General features: G+C 67.3%; 12 protein-coding genes. 7 read left to right on the plus strand and 5 right to left on the minus strand.

The features are described 5' to 3' along the window. Positions 1 to 40 precede the first annotated feature (40 nt). The 3 genes from pncA to LDO54_RS06370 all read right to left on the minus strand — a co-directional run bounded on the left by pncA (position 41) and on the right by LDO54_RS06370 (position 4791). Positions 41 to 676, minus strand: a complete 636-nt coding sequence (gene pncA / locus LDO54_RS06360; RefSeq protein WP_224008200.1) for a bifunctional nicotinamidase/pyrazinamidase — start codon at positions 674 to 676, stop codon at positions 41 to 43. Positions 677 to 722: 46 nt separating this feature from the next. Further along, positions 723 to 2819: a 3-hydroxyacyl-CoA dehydrogenase NAD-binding domain-containing protein gene (locus LDO54_RS06365; RefSeq protein WP_224008153.1), complete on the minus strand. Its 2097-nt coding sequence runs from the start codon at positions 2817 to 2819 to the stop codon at positions 723 to 725. 247 nt (positions 2820 to 3066) lie between these two features. Beyond that, a complete protein-coding gene (locus LDO54_RS06370; protein ID WP_224008156.1) occupies positions 3067 to 4791 on the minus strand; it encodes a 3-(methylthio)propionyl-CoA ligase in 1725 nt (574 codons plus the stop codon). A 210-nt stretch (positions 4792 to 5001) separates the two neighbouring features. Between LDO54_RS06370 and LDO54_RS06375 the strand changes: the two genes are divergently transcribed. From LDO54_RS06375 to LDO54_RS06395, 5 genes are all read left to right on the plus strand, one after another. Further along, positions 5002 to 6600 carry a protein adenylyltransferase SelO gene (locus LDO54_RS06375; RefSeq protein WP_224008159.1) on the plus strand — a complete coding sequence of 533 codons (1599 nt, stop codon included), beginning with the start codon at positions 5002 to 5004 and terminating at the stop codon, positions 6598 to 6600. Between the two features lie 64 nt (positions 6601 to 6664). Then, positions 6665 to 7084 (plus strand): peptide-methionine (R)-S-oxide reductase MsrB, encoded by a 420-nt coding sequence (msrB, locus tag LDO54_RS06380; protein ID WP_027814676.1) that lies wholly within the window; start codon positions 6665 to 6667, stop codon positions 7082 to 7084. Positions 7085 to 7200: 116 nt separating this feature from the next. Further along, entirely contained in the window at positions 7201 to 7734 is a 534-nt protein-coding gene (locus LDO54_RS06385; protein ID WP_224008162.1) for a septation protein A, read from the plus strand. Further along, the gene (locus LDO54_RS06390) at positions 7731 to 8042 is read left to right on the plus strand and encodes a BolA family protein (RefSeq protein ID WP_224008165.1); all 312 of its coding nucleotides are present in this window, start codon (positions 7731 to 7733) and stop codon (positions 8040 to 8042) included. Before LDO54_RS06385 ends, LDO54_RS06390 begins: the two co-directional genes overlap by 4 nt. Positions 8043 to 8094: 52 nt before the next feature. Continuing rightward, positions 8095 to 8874: a peptidylprolyl isomerase gene (locus LDO54_RS06395; protein ID WP_224008168.1), complete on the plus strand. Its 780-nt coding sequence runs from the start codon at positions 8095 to 8097 to the stop codon at positions 8872 to 8874. A gap of 60 nt (positions 8875 to 8934) precedes the next feature. Here the strand turns inward: LDO54_RS06395 and LDO54_RS06400 are convergent, their stop codons facing one another. Both LDO54_RS06400 and purL read right to left on the minus strand, forming a co-directional pair. Beyond that, positions 8935 to 10056: a Fic family protein gene (locus tag LDO54_RS06400; protein ID WP_224008171.1), complete on the minus strand. Its 1122-nt coding sequence runs from the start codon at positions 10054 to 10056 to the stop codon at positions 8935 to 8937. 192 nt (positions 10057 to 10248) lie between these two features. Beyond that, entirely contained in the window at positions 10249 to 14325 is a 4077-nt protein-coding gene (gene purL / locus LDO54_RS06405) for a phosphoribosylformylglycinamidine synthase (protein ID WP_224008174.1), read from the minus strand. Between the two features lie 551 nt (positions 14326 to 14876). On the opposite strand from purL, the gene LDO54_RS06410 reads away from it, so the two are divergent. Together LDO54_RS06410 and LDO54_RS06415 are read left to right on the plus strand one after the other, a co-directional pair. Then, positions 14877 to 16172 carry an FAD-dependent oxidoreductase gene (locus LDO54_RS06410; protein ID WP_224008176.1) on the plus strand — a complete coding sequence of 432 codons (1296 nt, stop codon included), beginning with the start codon at positions 14877 to 14879 and terminating at the stop codon, positions 16170 to 16172. Positions 16173 to 16432: 260 nt separating this feature from the next. After that, positions 16433 to 17615, plus strand: a 1183-nt coding sequence (locus tag LDO54_RS06415; RefSeq protein WP_224008179.1) for an NAD(P)H-hydrate epimerase, incomplete at its 3' end; no start/stop codon positions are given.

The raw sequence follows: 17615 nt of genomic DNA on the forward strand, positions 1-17615 counted from the left end.
CCGGTGAATCGGTATGCTTCGAACGGATGAAGGCGTGGCCTCAGAGCGCGCCGCGCAGCACGTCGGTCGACTGCGCGCGCGTCACGCCCGCCGCCTGCAACTGCGCCCACGCGGCGGCCAGCGAGCCGTTCAGGTCGATGGCGCGCGAGGCGTCTTCGATCAGCACGGTCTCGAAGCCCGCGGCGCGCGCATCGAGCGCGGACCACGCGACGCAATAATCGGTCGCGAGGCCGCAGCAGTACACGCGCTTCGCGCCCATCTCGCGCAGATAGCCCGCGAGTCCGGTGGGCGTCGTGCGGTCGGCTTCGAGAAACGCCGAGTAGCTGTCGACCTCCGCGTGATGCCCCTTGCGGATGACCGCGCGCGCATGCGGCACGTCGAGATCGCGATGCAGCGCCGCGCCTTGCGTGCCCTGCACGCAGTGCGTGGGCCACAGCACCTGCTCGCCGTACGGCAGCGCGACGGTCTCGAAAGGCTTGCGCCCCGCGTGATTCGCGGCAAACGAAACGTGCGCCGCCGGGTGCCAGTCCTGCGTGAGCACCACGTGCGCGAAGCCCTGCGCGAGCCGGTTCGCGACCGGCACGACTTCGTCGCCGCGCGCGACGGCCAGCGCCCCGCCCGGCATGAAGTCGTATTGCAGGTCGATCAGCAGGAGCACGTCGTCTGCGCTTCTCATCATGTTCGTCCGTTCTTGCTTACGTTGATACGTGCGTGAGCGTGGCTCAGTTGAACGAGCCGCCGTTCTCCGCGCGCTCGGCCAGCGACGACGCGATCTGCCAGGCGTCGCCGTTCGGCTGCTGCGCGTAGCGGCGAATCGAGCGCGCCACGTTGTAGAGACCGACCGTGTCGGCGTAGAGCATCGGGCCGCCGCGCCACAGCGGGAAGCCGTAGCCCGTGAGATAGACCATGTCGATGTCCGAGGCCTTCGACGCGATGCCTTCTTCGAGGATCTTCGCGCCTTCGTTCGCGAGCGCGTACACCAGACGCTCGACGATTTCCTCGTCGCTGATCTTGCGGCGCTCGACGCCCGCTTCCTTCGAGTACGCGACGATCATCTCGTCGACGAGCTTCGAGGGCAGCGCAGCGCGCTCACCCGCCTTGTAGTCGTACCAGCCCGCGCCGGTCTTCTGGCCGAAGCGCCCCGTCTCGCACAGACGGTCGGCGATCTTCGAGTACTTCATGTCCGGGTGTTCCTGGTAGCGGCGCTTGCGGATCGCCCAGCCGATGTCGTTGCCCGCGAGATCGCTCATGCGGAACGGACCCATCGCGAAACCGAACTTCTCGATCGCGCGGTCGACCTGCGCCGGCAGCGCGCCTTCTTCGAGCATGTAGAGCGCCTGGCGCACGTACTGCTCGATCATGCGGTTGCCGATGAAACCGTCACACACGCCCGAGACCACGGCCGTCTTGCGGATCTTCTTCGCGACCTGCATGACGGTGGCGAGCACGTCCTTCGCCGTGTCCTTGCCCCGCACGACTTCGAGCAGCTTCATCACGTTGGCCGGGCTGAAGAAGTGCAGACCGACCACGTCCTGCGGACGCTTCGTGAAGGCCGCGATCTTGTCGACGTCGAGCGTCGAAGTGTTCGAGGCGAGAATCGCACCCGGCTTCGCGACTTCGTCCAGACGCTTGAACACCTGCTCCTTCACGCCGAGTTCCTCGAACACCGCCTCGATGATGAGGTCGGCCTGCTTGAGGTCGTCATAGGAGAGCGTCGGGCTGATCAGCGCCATGCGCGCGTCGAGCTTCTCCTGCGTGAGCTTGCCCTTCTTGACCTGCGCTTCGTAGTTCTTGCGGATGGTGGCGAGGCCGCGATCAAGCGCTTCCTGCTTCGTTTCAAGCAGCGTGACTGGCACGCCCGCGTTCAGGAAGTTCATCGTGATGCCGCCGCCCATCGTGCCCGCGCCGATCACCGCGATCTTCTGGATGTCGCGCATGGGCGTGCTCGACGGCACATCGGGAATCTTGCTCGCGGCGCGCTCGCCGAAGAACGCGTGACGCAGCGCGTGCGATTCCGGCGTCTGCACGAGTTCGACGAAGCATTCGCGCTCGTAGGCGAGGCCCTTGTCGAAGCCCTGCTTCACGCCGGCTGCGATCGCGTCGATACACTTCACGGGCGCCGGATAGTTCTTCGACATCGCGCCGACGGTGTTGCGCGAGAATTGCAGGAAGCCTTCGGCGTTCGGATGCTCGATCTTGCGGTTGCGCACGAGCGGATGCGGGCCTTGCTTGTCGGCGGCCTTGCGCGCGAACGCGACGGCTTCGTCGAGCAGATCGCCTTGCGCCATCGCGTCGAACAGGCCCGATTTCGCGAGCTTTTCGCTCGGCACCGGCGCACCGCTGACGATCATGTTCAGCGCGGCTTCGAGGCCGATCGCACGCGGCAGGCGCTGCGTGCCGCCTGCGCCGGGCAGAATGCCGAGCTTCACTTCGGGCAGCGCGATCTGCGCGCCGGGCGCGGCGATGCGGTAGTGCGCGCCGAGCGCCAGTTCGAGGCCGCCGCCCATCGCCACGCTGTGGATCGCGGCGACCACGGGCTTCGCGCTCTTTTCCACTTCCTTGATGACGGTGTGGAGCGTGGGCTCCTGGGTGGCCTTCGGCGTGTTGAATTCGGTGATGTCGGCGCCGCCCGAGAAGGCCTTGCCCGCGCCCGTGATGACGATGGCCGTCACGGCCGCGTCGCTGTTGGCGCGCGCGATGCCCTCGACGATGCCGGTGCGGGTCGCGTGACCCAGGCCGTTGACGGGCGGATTGTTGAGCGTGATGACGGCGACGCCGTCGCGAGTCGTGTATTTCACTGCCGCGTTGTCCACTACCATTTGCCTGCCTCCATGCTTGCGGGCCGCGTTGTGCGTCGCCGGCTTCATTGTCCGACATTCCCGGTCAGCAGGCAGAATACCAAAAAAAGAACGTTCGTTCCATTTTTTTCGATAACAAAGGCGTCAGGGTTTGTACCGACGCTCGGGCAGGTTTGGAAACAAGCCGTCAAAAGCACGCGGAAAGCGCATAAAAAAACGCGGCCAGCTGGCCGCGCCGAAGCAACTCAATTCAATTCAACTCAACTCATTACGAACTGCGAGGCGCGCCCGCGTTCACGTCCAGCTTCACGTCCACATGCACGTCGAGCGGCTCCATCGGACAATGCTCGCTCGCGGCCGCCGCCGTGGGCAGCACGTGGTTGCGGAACTGCTCGCGCAGCTTGAGCTTTTGCAGCTTGCCGGTGGCCGTGTGCGGCAGTTCGTCGACGAAAGCGACGTCGTCGGGCTGCCACCACTTCACGACCTTGCCGTCGAAATACGCGAGCAGTTCCTCGCGCGTGACCGCTGCGCCGGGCTTCTTCACCGCGACGATCAGCGGCCGCTCGGTCCAGCGCGGATGCGCGCAGGCGATACACGCGGCCTCCGCGATCGCCGGATGCGAAACCGCGATGTTTTCCAGCTCGATCGAACTGATCCACTCGCCGCCCGATTTGATCACGTCCTTGCTGCGGTCGGTGATATGGAGGAAACCGTCGGCGTCGATGGTCGCGACGTCGCCGGTCGGGAACCAGCCGTCGACGAGCGGCGTGCCGCCCTCCTGCCGGAAATACCGCTCGATAACCCACGGCCCGCGCACATGCAGATCGCCGAACGCGACGCCGTCCCACGGCAGATCGCGCCCATCGTCGCCGACAATTTTCATGTCGACGCCGAAAAGCACGCGGCCCTGCTTTTCGAGCAACGCGCGTTGCGCATCGAGCGGACGCTGCGCCTGCTCCCAGTTGAGCTTCGCGAGCGTGCCGAGCGGCGACATCTCCGTCATGCCCCATGCGTGGATCACCTGCACGCCGTAGGTGTCTTCGTAGGTGCGCAGCATCGCGGGTGGACACGCCGAGCCGCCGATCACCGTGCGCTGCAAGGTCGAAAACTTCACGCCCGCGTCGCGCATATAAGTGAGCAGGCCGAGCCAGACCGTCGGCACGCCCGCCGAGCAGGTCACGCCTTCGGATTCCATCAATTCGTAGAGCGACTTGCCGTCGAGATCCTTGCCGGGCAGCACGAGCTTCGCGCCGTTGAGCGGCGCGGCGTGCGGAATGCCCCAGGCGTTCACATGGAACATCGGCACGACGGGCAGGATCGCGTCGCGCGCCGAGAGCCCGATCGAATCGGGCAAGGACGCCGCATACGCATGCAGCACCGACGAACGATGCGTATAGAGCGCGCCCTTCGGATTGCCCGTGGTGCCGGACGTGTAGCAGAGATTCGACGCGCTGCGCTCGTCGAGCAAGGGCCACGCGTACGCGCCGTCTTGCGCCGCGAGCAGCGTTTCATACGCGAGCACCGGCGTTTTCATCGCCGGAAGATGGGACGCGTCGCACAGCGCGATCCAGCCGCGCACATTCGGACATTGCGGCGCGAGGGCGTCGACGAGCGGCGCGAACGTGATGTCGAACAGCACGTAGCGATCGTCGGCGTGATTGACGATCCACGCGATCTGCTCGGGAAAGAGACGCGGATTGATCGTGTGGCACACGGCGCCGAAACCGGTCACGCCGAAATACGCCTCCATGTGCCGATAGCCGTTCCAGGCCAGCGTGCCGACGCGCTCGCCGGGCTCGACGCCCAGCGCGATCAGCGCCTGCGCGAGCTGCTTCGCGCGTGCCTCGCAATCGCGGTAGGTATAGCGGTGCAGGTCGCCTTCGATGCGGCGCGACACGATCTCGGTGTGGCCGTGATGACGCGCGGCATGCGCGATCAGCGACGATACGAGTAGCGGCACGTCCATCATGTGTCCCAGCAGCGGCGCAGTCATGCTCGGCGGTCTCCTCGACTCGAATGCGGTCATTCTCGTTATGGGATGGAGCGGGGCTCGCCGGGTCCGGCGCGTGCGTGCCCGGGCGGCACGCCGATTGGCGCTGATTGATTATGTCGACGACAACCACTGTATCGGCGGCGTCGATGGCCGGTCCTGCACGCCGGCGGGCGCGGACTTACAATATCGGCTATTCCATAGGCGCTCAATATGTCGTTTTCACCAGGCCTTTCAGACTCGCAAGGCGGCGCATCCGCCGCCCAGGCACCGCAAAGCGGCGCCCTCGCCGACTTCGAACGCGCGCTCACGGCATCGCGCAGCGACGCGTTCGCCGCGCTCGGCGCGACCTTCCACACGCGCCTGCCCGGCGCACCGCTGCCCGCGCCCTACGTGGTCGGCTTCTCGCCGGAAACGGCGGCGCTGCTCGGGCTCGACGCAAGCGTCGTGAACGATCCGGCGTTCGCGGCGTTTTTCTGCGGCAACTTCACACGCGAACGCCCGCCCTCGGCCATGTCGTATGCAGCCGTCTATTCGGGGCATCAGTTCGGCGTCTGGGCGGGCCAGCTCGGCGACGGCCGCGCGTTGATGCTCGGCGAAGTCGAGCACGCGGGCCAGCGCTACGACGTCCAGCTCAAGGGCGCGGGCCGCACGCCCTATTCGCGCATGGGCGACGGCCGCGCGGTGCTGCGCTCGTCGATACGCGAATATCTGTGCTCGGAGGCCATGCATCATCTCGGCATTCCGACCACGCGCGCGCTCACGGTGACGGGCTCCGATCAGGCCGTGCGCCGCGAGGAACTCGAAACGGCCGCGGTCGTCACGCGCGTCTCGCCGAGCTTCGTGCGCTTCGGCCACTTCGAGCACTTCTATTCGCAGGACAACGTGGAGGCGCTGCGCACGCTCGCCGACCACGTCATCGACCGTTTCTATCCGCAGCTGCGCGAAGCCGACGATCCGTATCTCGCGCTGCTCGATCAGGCCGTGCGCACGACGGCGGCGCTGATGGTCGAGTGGCAGGCCGTGGGTTTCTGCCACGGCGTGATGAACACCGACAACATGTCGATCCTCGGTCTCACGATCGACTACGGCCCGTTCGGTTTCATCGACGGATTCGACGCGAATCACATCTGCAATCATTCGGATTCGCAGGGCCGCTACGCGTACCGCAATCAGCCGCAGATCGGGTACTGGAATCTGTTCTGTCTCGCGCAGGCGCTGTTGCCGCTGTTCGGCGCGCAGTACGACATCGCCGACGACAAGGCGCGCGGCGAGCGCTGCGTAGCCGACGCGCAAGGCGTGCTCGAACGCTTCAAGGGACATTTCGCGCCCGCGCTCGAAGCGCGCATGCGCGCGAAGCTGGGCCTCGAACACGCGCGCGAAGGCGACGATCAGCTCGCGAACCAGCTGTTCGAAATCATGCATGCGAATCGCGCCGACTTCACGCTGACGTTCCGTTATCTGTCGCGTGTTTCGAAACACGACGCGAGCGGCGACACGAGCGTGCGCGACCTGTTCCTCGACCGCGCCGCGTTCGATGCGTGGGCCGAAACGTACCGCGCGCGCCTCGCGCACGAAACCCGCGACGACGCCGCGCGCGCCGAAGCGATGAATCGCGTCAATCCGAAGTTCGTGCTGCGCAATCACCTCGCGCAAACGGCTATCGAGCGCGCGGCGCAGAAGGATTTCAGCGAAGTCGAGCGGCTCGCGACGGTGCTCAAGCGTCCGTTCGACGAACAGCCGGAATACGAAAGCTATGCGGCGCTGCCGCCCGACTGGGCCAGCTCGCTCGAAGTCAGTTGCTCTTCGTGAGCGCGTCCCCATCTAAGCGACTCTTCCGCACTTTCCCTCGACCGCAACCCGACAGGAACCCGACATGAGCCAGGACGACCATAACTCCGACGCCTACCCCGGCCACAAGTCCGACGCCGAATGGCGCGCGAAGCTCGACCCCACGCAATACCAGGTCACGCGCCACGCGGCCACCGAACGCGCCTTCACCGGCAAATACTGGGACCACAACGAACGCGGCATCTACGACTGCGTCTGCTGCGGCACGCCGCTGTTCGAATCCGACACGAAATTCGACGCCGGTTGCGGCTGGCCGAGCTACTTCCGTCCGATCGACGGCGAGGTGATCGAGGAACGCACGGACCGCACGCACGGCATGCTGCGCATCGAGGTCCGCTGCAAGAACTGCGGCGCGCATCTGGGCCACGTGTTCGAAGATGGTCCGGCCCCGACCGGCCTGCGGTATTGCATCAATTCGGCTGCGCTACAATTCGAGCCCAAGTAAGCGAGGCGCCGCCTCGCGTGAGGGCGCGACCGCCCGCCGGCCCTGGGGCCGCGCGGGCGTCGCGCCCTCTTTTAGCAGCTCATTGGACCAACCATTGAGCCAACTTCAGGCCGATAATGAAATTTCTGTTTGATCTGTTCCCGATCATCCTGTTCTTCGTCGCCTTCAAGGTATGGGGCATCTTCACGGCGACCGCCGTGGCCATCGCCGCGACGCTCGTGCAGATCGCCTGGGTGGCGTTCCGTCACCGCAAGGTCGACCCGATGCTGTGGCTGAGTCTGGGCATCGTCGTCGTGTTCGGCGGCGCCACGCTGATGCTGCACGACGAAACCTTCATCAAGTGGAAACCCACGGTGCTCTACTGGGCATTCTCGATCGTGCTGCTGGTCTCGCAGGTGGCGTTCGGCAAGAACCTCATCGAAGCGATGATGGGCAAGCAGATCACGCTGCCCACGCGTATCTGGACGCAACTGAACTTCGTCTGGTCGATCTTCTTCGCGCTGCTCGGCATTCTGAATCTGTTCGTCGCGTTCCACTTCTCCACCGACGCGTGGGTCGATTTCAAGCTGTTCGGCGCGACCGGCATTCTGGTGGTGTTCATCGTCGGCCAGAGCCTGTGGCTGTCGCGTCACATGAAGGAAGAAGAATGAGCGACGTATTCCTCAACGCCAGTCCCGCGGAGCGCCTCGCGCTGATCGAAACGCGCGTCACGGCGGCGCTCGCGCCGGTCGATTCGATCGTCGTGCGCGACGACAGCGCGCAGCACGCCGGTCACGCCGGTGCCTCGGCGGGCGGGCATTATCACGTCACGATCGTTGCGTCCGCATTCGCCGGGAAAGCCCGCGTGGCAAGGCACCGCATGGTGTATGATGCGCTGGCCGAGGCCATGCAGCGCGGCATCCATGCACTCGCGATCACGGCGCTCACGCCCGAAGAAGCCGCAGCGCTGCCCCGCTAAAAGCCCCACTTTTTTGGTTCGCCCTTTTGGTTCGCCCTGTTAGGACTTACAGATGACCTTGAAGAAAACCCGTCTCTGGGTGTTGCTGGCTGCGTTCGCTGCGGCTCCCGCTTTTGCGCAGAACATCGCCGTCGTGAACGGCACGCCGATTCCGAAGTCGCGCGCCGACGCGCTCGTCGCCCAGGTCGTGGCCCAAGGCCAGCAAGACACGCCGGATCTGCAAAAGGCCGTGCGTGAAGAACTGGTCAACCGTGAAGTGCTGATGCAGGAAGCCGCGCGTCTGGGCATTCCGAATCGCCCCGACGTGAAGGCGCAACTGGCGATGGCGCAGCAGCAGGTCATCCTGCACGCGTGGATCCAGGACTTCCTCAAGAACAACCAGCCGACGGACGCCGAAGTCAAGGCGATGTACGACAAGCTCACGCAAGGCGCGGGCGGCAAGGAATATCACCTGCACCACATCCTCGTCGACAACGAGCAGCAGGCGAAGGACCTGATCGCGAAGATCAAGGGCGGCGCGAGCTTCGAAGACCTCGCGAAGCAATACTCGAAGGATCCGGGCTCGGCGAAGAACGGCGGCGATCTCGACTGGTCGGACCCGAAGGCCTACGTGCCTGAGTTCGCCGCGGCCGCCACGTCGCTGCAGAAAGGCCAGGTCACCGATACGCCGGTGCACACGCAATTCGGCTGGCACATCATCCGCGTGGACGATATCCGCGCGATCGCGCCGCCGCCGCTCGAGCAGGTTCGCCCGCAGATCGTGCAGCAGCTCCAGCAGGAAAAGCTGCTCGGCTTCGAGAAGCAGCTGCGCGCGCAAGCGAAGATCCAGTAAAACCGAACTCCGGTTTCGCTGTGGGAAGAACCCCGCGACCTGCCAAGGCGCGGGGTTTTTTCATGCTGGCGGCGTCAGTTCGTAGCTCGTGCTGCGTCCGCCGCCGTCGCCCTTGCGCAACACGCCGCGCGTGACAAGGTCGTTGATATCGCGCAGCGCCGTGTCCGACGAGCATTTCGCCAGCGCCGCCCACTTGCTGCTGGTGAGCTTGCCGTCGAAACCGTCGAGCATCCGGTTGACGACCTTGGCCTGGCGCTCGTTGAACGGCGCGTCCGCCCACTGACGCCAGAAGCGCGCCTTCACGAGCACCGAGTCGAGCGTGATCTGCGCGTGATCGACCGCGCGATGCAAGGTGTCGAGAAACCAGCGCAGCCATTCGGTCACGTCCATCGATTGCCGCTGCGTGCGTTCGAGCATCGCGTAATACGCCTTGCGCTCGCGCTGGATTTGCGCCGACAGGCTGTAGAAGCGTTGCGAGCTGCCGTCTGCGCGGGCGAGCAACAAGTCGCCGATCGCGCGCGCGACGCGGCCGTTGCCGTCGTCGAACGGATGCAAGGTGACGAACCAGAGGTGGCCGAGCCCGGCCTTGATCAGCGGCGGCACCTGCGCGGGCGCGTTGAGCCATGTGAGAAAGCGCTGCAATTCCGCGTCGAGGCGCGGCGCGGGCGGCGCCTCGAAATGCACGTGCTGACGCCCGATCGGCCCGGACACGACCTGCATCGGACCCGTGGCGTCGTCGCGCCAGGCACCCACCTGAATGCGCGTGAGACCCGCGTAACCGGTCGGAAACAAGGCCGCGTGCCACGCGAACAGGCGCTCGCGCGTGACCGGCAGACGGCAGTTGCCCGTGGCGTCGAGCACCATTTCCACCACGCCTTCCACGTGGCGATCGACGGGCGCGAGCGCGCCGATATCCACGCCCAGACGCCGCGCGATCGACGAACGCACCGACACCACGCTCAGCCGCTCACCCTCGATTTCGCTGGTTTTCAGCACGTCCTCGGTCAGCGCCGCGAGGCTCGCCTGGTCGCGCAGACGCATGCCGACATCGGCGAGACGCCCCATCAGCAGCCCTTGCGCGCGGCTCGCCTCGGCCATGGGCTGAGCAAGCGCCGCCATGTCGAAGCGCCACTCGGGCCAGTCGCCGGCCTGCCAGATGTAGGTGTATTCGCCGCTATTCATGCGGTGATTATGGCGCGTATTCGCCGCATCGACAATTTATTCACCGCATAATCTGCGGCGAATACGCCCGCTATTCACCGCACGCCCAAACAAAAACCCCGGTCATGCCCGCCGTAGCGGACCTGACCGGGGTTTCCGGGATGCGCGGCCGGCCGTGTCAGTCAGACATCAGCTAGGCCTCGCGAGCGCGCCTTAGCCCACCCACTTGCGTGCGTTCTGGAACGCGCGCAGCCACGGGCTCGCCTCGCCCCAGCCTTCCGGGTGCCAGCTCATCGTCACGGTGCGCTGCACGCGCTCCGTGTGCGGCATCAGCACGGTGAAGCGGCCGTCGGCGGTCGTGACCGAGGTAATGCCTTGCGGCGAGCCGTTCGGATTGAACGGATAGCCCTCGGTGGCCTGGCCACGATGATCGACGTAGCGCATCGCCACCGCGACCTTCGAGATATCGCCCTGCTGCGAGAAGTCCGCGAAACCTTCGCCGTGCGCGACCGCGACCGGAATGCGCGAGCCTTCCATGCCGTTGAAGAAGATCGACGGCGAGCTCTGCACTTCGACGAGCGAGAAGCGCGCTTCGAACTGCTCCGACTTGTTGCGCGTGAACTTCGGCCAGGCTTCGGCGCCCGGAATCATCGAGGCGAGGCTCGACAGCATCTGGCAGCCGTTGCAGATGCCGAGCGCAAACGTGTCCTGACGCGCGAAGAACGCCGCGAACATGTCCGCGAGCTGCGCGTTGAAGCGGATCGTCTTGGCCCAGCCTTCGCCCGCGCCCAGCACGTCGCCGTACGAGAAGCCGCCGCAGGCCACCGCGCCCGCGAAGTCGGCGAGCGTGGCGCGGCCTGCAAGCAGGTCGCTCATGTGGACGTCGTGCGCGTCGAAACCGGCGCGGTCGAACGCGTAGGCGGTTTCGAGGTGCGAGTTCACGCCCTGCTCGCGCAGGATCGCGACGCGCGGACGCGCGCCCTTGCCGATGAACGGCGCGGCGACGTCTTCGGCCGGATCGAACGTGAGCTGCGGCTGCATGCCAGGATCGGCGGCGTCGAGCAGCGCGTCGTATTCGGCGTCGGCGCAGGCGGGGTTGTCGCGCAGACGCGCGATGCGCCAGCTCACTTCGCTCCACACGCGTTGCAGTTCGGCGCGCGGCGCTTCGTAGATGCGCTTGGCGTCGCGGTAAATCTCGATCGAATCGCGGTTGTTCAGCGTGCCGATCACGTGCGAGCAGACCGACAGATTGTGCTCGCGCAGCACGGCCAGCACGGCGTCGCGCTGGGCGGCCGGGACCTGGATCACGGCGCCGAGTTCTTCCGAGAACAGCGCGCGCAGCGTGCGGTCGTCGCGACGGCCGCTGGTCTGCTTCGCCCAGTCCTTGGCGTCGCCGAAGTCCGTGCCGTGCTCGCCGTCGAGCGTGAGCATGTCGACATTCAGCGACACACCCGTGTGACCCGCGAACGCCATTTCGCAGACCGTCGCCCACAAGCCGCCGTCCGAGCGGTCGTGGTAGGCGAGCACCTGTTCGTTCGCGTTGAGCTTTTGAATCGCGTTGAAGAACTGCTTGAGGTCTTCGGCGCTGTCGACGTCCGGCGCGGCGTCGCCGACCTGTTGCGTGACCTGCGCGAAGATCGAGCCGCCCATGCGGTTCTTGCTGCGGCCCAGATCGATCGCGATCAGGACCGACTCGCCCGCTTCGTCGACACGGCGCAGTTGCGGCGTGAGGTGACGGCGCACGTCCTCGACCGGCGCGAACGCCGAGATGATCAGCGAAACCGGCGCGACCACTTCCTTCGCCACGCCTTCGTCGTTCCACTTCGTGCGCATCGAGAGCGAATCCTTGCCCACCGGAATGCCGATGCCGAGCGCCGGGCACAGTTCCATGCCGATCGCCTTGACCGTGTCGTAGAGCGCGGCGTCTTCGCCCGGCGCGCCGCACGCGGCCATCCAGTTCGCCGACAGCTTGAGCTTGTCGAGCGACGCGATGGGCGCGCTGGCGATGTTCGTGACGGCTTCGCCGATGGCCATGCGGCCCGACGCGGGCGCGTCGATCACGGCCAGCGGCGTGCGCTCGCCCATCGTCATCGCTTCGCCCTTGTAGCCGGCGTAGTCGAGCGCGGTGATCGCGCAGTCGGCGACCGGCACCTGCCACGGGCCGACCATCTGGTCGCGCACGTTCGTGCCGCCCACCGAGCGGTCGCCAATGGTGATCAGGAACGACTTGCTGCCGACCGTCGGGTGGCGCAGCACGCTTTTCGCGACTTCGTCGAGCGAAATGCCCGTGACGTCGACCGGCACGAGCGGCGTGCTCGCGTGCTCGACGTTGCGGTGCATGCGCGGCGGCTTGCCGAGCAGGATGTCCATCGGCATGTCGACGGGCTGATGGCCGCCGTTCGCGGCGAGCGCCTGCTCGTCGCTGTCGATCAGCTTCAGTTCGCGCTCGGCGGTCGCCACGCCCACGACGGCGAACGGGCAGCGCTCGCGCGCGCAGATCGCTTCGAAGTTCGGCAGATCGGCGGGCGAGATCGCCAGAACGTAACGTTCCTGCGATTCGTTCGACCAGATTTCGCGCGGCGAGAGGCCCGATTCTTCGAGCTGGACCTTGCGCAGTTCGAAACGCGCGCCCTTATCTGCGCCGTCGACGAGTTCGGGGAAGGCGTTCGACAGACCGCCCGCGCCCACGTCGTGAATGCTCAGGATCGGATTGTCTTCGCCGAGCTGCCAGCAGGAATTGATGACTTCCTGGGCGCGGCGCTCGATTTCCGGGTTGCCGCGCTGGACCGAGTCGAAGTCGAGTTCGGCGGTGTTCGTGCCGGTCGCCATCGAGCTGGCCGCGCCGCCGCCCATGCCGATGCGCATGCCGGGGCCGCCGATCTGGATCAGCAGCGAACCTTCGGGCAGATCGTGCTTGTGCGTATGTTGCGCGCTGATGTTGCCGATGCCGCCCGCGATCATGATCGGCTTGTGATAGCCGCGCACGGTGCCCGCGACGTTCTGCTCGTAGACGCGGAAGTAGCCGCCGAGGTTCGGACGGCCGAATTCGTTGTTGAACGCGGCGCCGCCGAGCGGGCCGTCGATCATGATCTGCAGCGGCGAGGCGATGCGGTCCGGGCGGCCGTAGGCGCCGTGCGCGTCGGCCGGATTGCGGTGCGTGAGCGGCGTGGCGGCGTCGCGGGCGTTTTCCCACGTTTCGCGCGCTTCCGGCAGATCGAGGTTCGAGACCGTGAAGCCCGTGAGACCGGCCTTCGGACGCGCGCCGCGGCCCGTCGCGCCTTCGTCGCGGATTTCGCCGCCCGAGCCCGTGGCCGCGCCGGCGAACGGCGAGATCGCGGTCGGGTGGTTGTGCGTCTCCACCTTCATCAGCGTGTGCGTGAGTTCGGTGTGGCGGCCGTACTGCTCGCCCGGCGCGCCGTCCGCGCCGTTCTTGCGCGGGAACCAGCGCTCAGCGACCGCGCCTTCCATGATCGACGAATTGTCCGAGTACGCGACGATCGTGCCTTGCGGGCTGATCTTCTCGGTGTTGCGGATCATCGCGAACAGCGACAGATCCTGATCCTGACCGTCGATCGTCCAGCTCGCGTTGAAGATCTTGTGGCGGCAGTGCTCGCTGTTGGCCTGCGCGAACATCATCAGTTCGACGTCGGTCGGATTGCGGCCCAGCTTCGTGAAGTTCTCGACGAGATAGTCGATTTCGTCGTCGGCGAGCGCGAGGCCCAGTTCGCCGTTGGCCGTTTCCAGCGCCTTGCGGCCGTGGCCGAGCACGTCGACGGTCTGCATCGGGCGCGCCGGCAGTTCGTCGAACAGATGCAGCGCCTGATCGCGCGAAGCCGCGACGTTCTCGGTCATGCGGTCGTGCAGCGCCGCACCCACCGCCGCGTGCGCCTCGTCCGACAGCGTTTTCTTGCCGCCGAGCAGGCCGCTCTTGAGGATCACCGTGTACTCGACGGCGCGCTCGATGCGGCGCACGTGTTCGAGGCCGCAGTGATGCGCGATGTCGGTGGCCTTGCTCGCCCACGGCGACACCGTGCCGAAGCGCGGCACGACGAGGAACGTCACCGTGCTGCCGCGCTCCTGCGGGGCCGCGAACGGCTCGCCGTAGTGCATCAGCGCTTCGATCTTCGCGCTGTCGTCAGCGGAAAGCGGCGTGGCCGAGTTGACGAAATGCAGGAACTGGCCGCGCACGCCGACGATGTTGGCATCGATACGCTGAAGCGTCTCGAGCAGGCGGGTCTGACGGAAGTCGGAGAGGGCCGAAGCACCGGGGAAACACGAGAAGTGGGCCATGGACTGGGGCGTTGCGTCGAGGTTACGTCGCGCCTGGCCTCGCACGGGTGCGTCGCGGGGGGGCGTCGCAGGGGGCGCAGGCGACGACGTCGGGCCGACGTCGGGCGATGAAAGGAGGCCGTGATTATAACCCGGAAGCCCCTCTCCGACCGCCCCCGACGCCGATCCGCGCACATCGCGCGGCGCACGCCCGTGCGCGTTTTCGCGATGACGACGCCATTAATCCCGCCACGGCATTCGGCCTGGCAGCTTTTTTTATGACAGGAGGCGGTGACGGGACGGGCCTCCGCGCCACTCAGCACACTGCCCGACACCCCGCCCCGGCACGCCCGGCCGCAGCCGGCGGCCACCCGCGCCGCCGGGGCGCGCGCGTGCACGCCACCTTGCGCCGGGCACGTCAACCGGCGCACTCGCATGGCGAGCTGGGCGATTTGGCTGCTATGATTGCGCGTTTCACCGATCGGCGCGCGGCTTGCGCGCCGCATGCCACACCCTCTTCGGCACGGCGCCCTCGCCCGACGGCACGCCGCCTGCCAGCAGATCAAATCGTCATGGATGTCATCGTCATTGGCGGCGGAATCGCCGGCGTCGCCACCGCCTACCAGCTGCGCGCGGCGGGCCATCGCGTCTGCGTGGTCGAGCGCCACGCCACCGTTGCGCAAGGCGCGACCTACGGCCATAGCGGCATCGTGCTGCCGACCCCGCTCGACGTCTGGTTCGGCCCCACCTTCCTGCGCAACGGCCGGCAGTCGTCGGGCGGCGTGATCTGCAAGACCGGCTTCACCGGTCAGGCGCGCGCCTTCGTCAAACGCCTCGCCACGCTGCACGGCTCCGAAGCCTTCGAGGCGCGCTACGCGCTGCTGCGTCCGCTGATCGACTCGGCGCAAAGCGTGCTCGAAGACGCCGAAGGCCGCTTCCAGCTCGAATACGAACAGCGCGAAGGCCTGCTCTACCTCGTGCGCGGCAGCGATGAATGGTCGCTCACGCAGCCCGCGCTCGAACTGCTGCGCCGTTTCGAGACGCCGCATCACGTGCTCACGCCGCACGAGTGCGTGGCCACCGAACACACCATTCCCGCCGATCCGCCGTTCGCGGGCGCCGTGCGCTTCGATCAGGGCCGCGTGGCGAACTGCCCGCTGTTCGTCAAGCAGCTCAAGCAGGTGCTCGATACGCTCGGCGGCGTGCAGTTCCAGACCGGACGCGAAGTGAGCGCCGTGCGCATCGAAAGCCAGCGTGCGGCCGTCGAACTCGCGCCGCGCCCCGACGACGCCTCGCGCTCGCGTGAAGTCGAAGTGATTTCCGCCGATGCCGTGGTCGTGGCAGCGGGCGCGCAGACCGCGAAGCTGCTCGCGCCGCTCGGCATCAAGCTGCCGGTTTATCCGCTGCGCATGCACACGCTGAATTCGCCGGTCGCGCACGAAGAATGCGTGCCGCACACGACGCTGATCGACGCCGCGCGCCGTATCGCCATCACGCGCATGAACCATCGGCTGCGCATTTCGGGCGGCGCGGTGCTCCAGCACGCCAAGCAGCTCGACGAGCCGTTGCCCGAGTCGCTCACCGAGGAAGCGCTCGCGCTGCTCGGCGAGGCCTCGCGCGACTGGGCGCCGGGCGCCGCGCGCATTTCCGCCGCGCTCGCGTGGGAAGGCATGAAGCTGCTGTCGGCCGACGGCCTGCCGCTGGTCGGCAGCGTGGGCGACTCGCGCCTTTACGTCAACGCGGCCCACGGCCCGGCAGGCTGGGCGCTCGCGCTCGGCTCCGCGCGCCTGATCGCGCAGCAGATCTCCAACAGCCGCCCCGACCTGCCCGCCGAGACCATCGAGGCGTTCTGGCCCGGCCGCAGCTAAGGTTCAGCCTGTCGACCGGCGCGGCGTGCCGCGTCGGGTTCGGCCTTGCGCCGGGGCTTGGGGCGCGTCCGCCGCAGAACACGCCTCGCTGGTCCCCGTCCTGTTTCTCCCGCTTCGCGTTTCCCTTCTCGCGTCTGCCGCCATGATCTTCAGCGCAACGGCGGCGAGCGCGCGCGCCAATGGCTGACGGCTCGGGTATCGTTGCGTTATCGACGCCTTTACCGCACGCGACGCCGGGCCTCCCGGCGACGCCCGCCACCATGACCGACGCCACGCCCTCCGCTTCGACCGTTTCGACCGCCTCCACCGCTTCCGTCGCCACCCTCGTCAACCCGCACGACCGCGCCGCGCCGCTCCTCACCGTCGCGCAACTGCGCGCCTGCGAGACCGCCGCGCAAGCCATCGTGCCCCCGCACACGCTGATGGCGCGCGCGGGCGCGGCCGCGGCCCACTTCCTGCTCGAACAGATCGCCCACGCGCCCGCGCCGCTTGGCGCGCAGCCCGTCTGGATCGCGGCGGGTCCGGGCAACAACGGCGGCGATGCGCTCGTGGTCGCGGCGCAGCTCAAACGCGCGGGCGTCGAGGTCGAAGTCTGCATGCCCGTCGACGTAAAGCCCGACGACGCGCGCTGGGCGCTCGACACCGCGCGCGCCGCTGGCGTAAAGATCAGCGATTCGCCGCCCGCGTCGTTCGACGCCTATGGCTGGCTCGTCGACGGCCTGTTCGGCATCGGCCTCGGACGCGCGCTCGACGGCGTCTTCGCGGACCTCGCCGTGCGCCTCTCGGCGCGCGCGCGGCAACGCGGCCACGTGCTCGCGCTCGACGTGCCGAGCGGCCTCGACAGCGACACCGGCAACGTGGTCGGCGACGGCCCGGCCGTGCGCGCGACGCACACCGTCACATTCATCGCAGCGAAGCCGGGGCTCTACACGGGCGCGGGCCGCGACTATGCGGGCGTGGTCAGCGTAGCGCCGATCGGTCTGGCCGATGGCGTCGACTTCGACGCCACCATCGCCCCGACGCAAGCGCAGCCCCCTGCGCGCCTGAACGCGCCCGCGCTATTCGCCGACGCCCTGCCCGCGCGCGACAACGCCACGCACAAAGGCACCTTCGGCACGCTCGCGGTGATCGGCGGCGACACCGGCATGTGCGGCGCGCCGATCCTCGCCGCGCGCGCGGCCCTGCTCACGGGCGCTGGCAAGGTTCACGCGGGTTTTCTCGGCAGCGACGCCCCGCCCTACGACGCGCCGCATCCCGAACTGATGCTGCACGCGGCGGCCAGGCTCGCGCTCGATGCGATGGACGCCGTCGCGGCGGGCTGCGGCATGGGCGGTAGCGCGTCGGCGCGTCAACTCGTAGACCAGATCCTGCGCCTGAACGTGCCCGTGCTGCTCGACGCCGACGCGCTCAACCTCGTCGCGCGCGACGAAGCGCTCGCGGCGC

Origin of the sequence: Paraburkholderia tropica, assembly GCF_914484835.1 — a bacterium.
Taxonomy (GTDB): Bacteria; Pseudomonadota; Gammaproteobacteria; order Burkholderiales; family Burkholderiaceae; genus Paraburkholderia; species Paraburkholderia tropica_A.

Bases quoted from the DNA above. Each gene is read 5' to 3' on its own strand.
- LDO54_RS06395 (WP_224008168.1), top strand. From the start codon at position 8,095: ATGACCTTGAAGAAAACCCGTCTCTGGGTGTTGCTGGCTGCGTTCGCT.
- LDO54_RS06375 (WP_224008159.1), top strand. From the start codon at position 5,002: ATGTCGTTTTCACCAGGCCTTTCAGACTCGCAAGGCGGCGCATCCGCC.
- LDO54_RS06385 (WP_224008162.1), top strand. From the start codon at position 7,201: ATGAAATTTCTGTTTGATCTGTTCCCGATCATCCTGTTCTTCGTCGCC.
- LDO54_RS06365 (WP_224008153.1), bottom strand. From the start codon at position 2,819: ATGGTAGTGGACAACGCGGCAGTGAAATACACGACTCGCGACGGCGTC.
- purL (WP_224008174.1), bottom strand. From the start codon at position 14,325: ATGGCCCACTTCTCGTGTTTCCCCGGTGCTTCGGCCCTCTCCGACTTC.
- msrB (WP_027814676.1), top strand. From the start codon at position 6,665: ATGAGCCAGGACGACCATAACTCCGACGCCTACCCCGGCCACAAGTCC.
- LDO54_RS06410 (WP_224008176.1), top strand. From the start codon at position 14,877: ATGGATGTCATCGTCATTGGCGGCGGAATCGCCGGCGTCGCCACCGCC.
- LDO54_RS06400 (WP_224008171.1), bottom strand. From the start codon at position 10,056: ATGAATAGCGGCGAATACACCTACATCTGGCAGGCCGGCGACTGGCCC.
- pncA (WP_224008200.1), bottom strand. From the start codon at position 676: ATGAGAAGCGCAGACGACGTGCTCCTGCTGATCGACCTGCAATACGAC.
- LDO54_RS06390 (WP_224008165.1), top strand. From the start codon at position 7,731: ATGAGCGACGTATTCCTCAACGCCAGTCCCGCGGAGCGCCTCGCGCTG.
- LDO54_RS06370 (WP_224008156.1), bottom strand. From the start codon at position 4,791: ATGACTGCGCCGCTGCTGGGACACATGATGGACGTGCCGCTACTCGTA.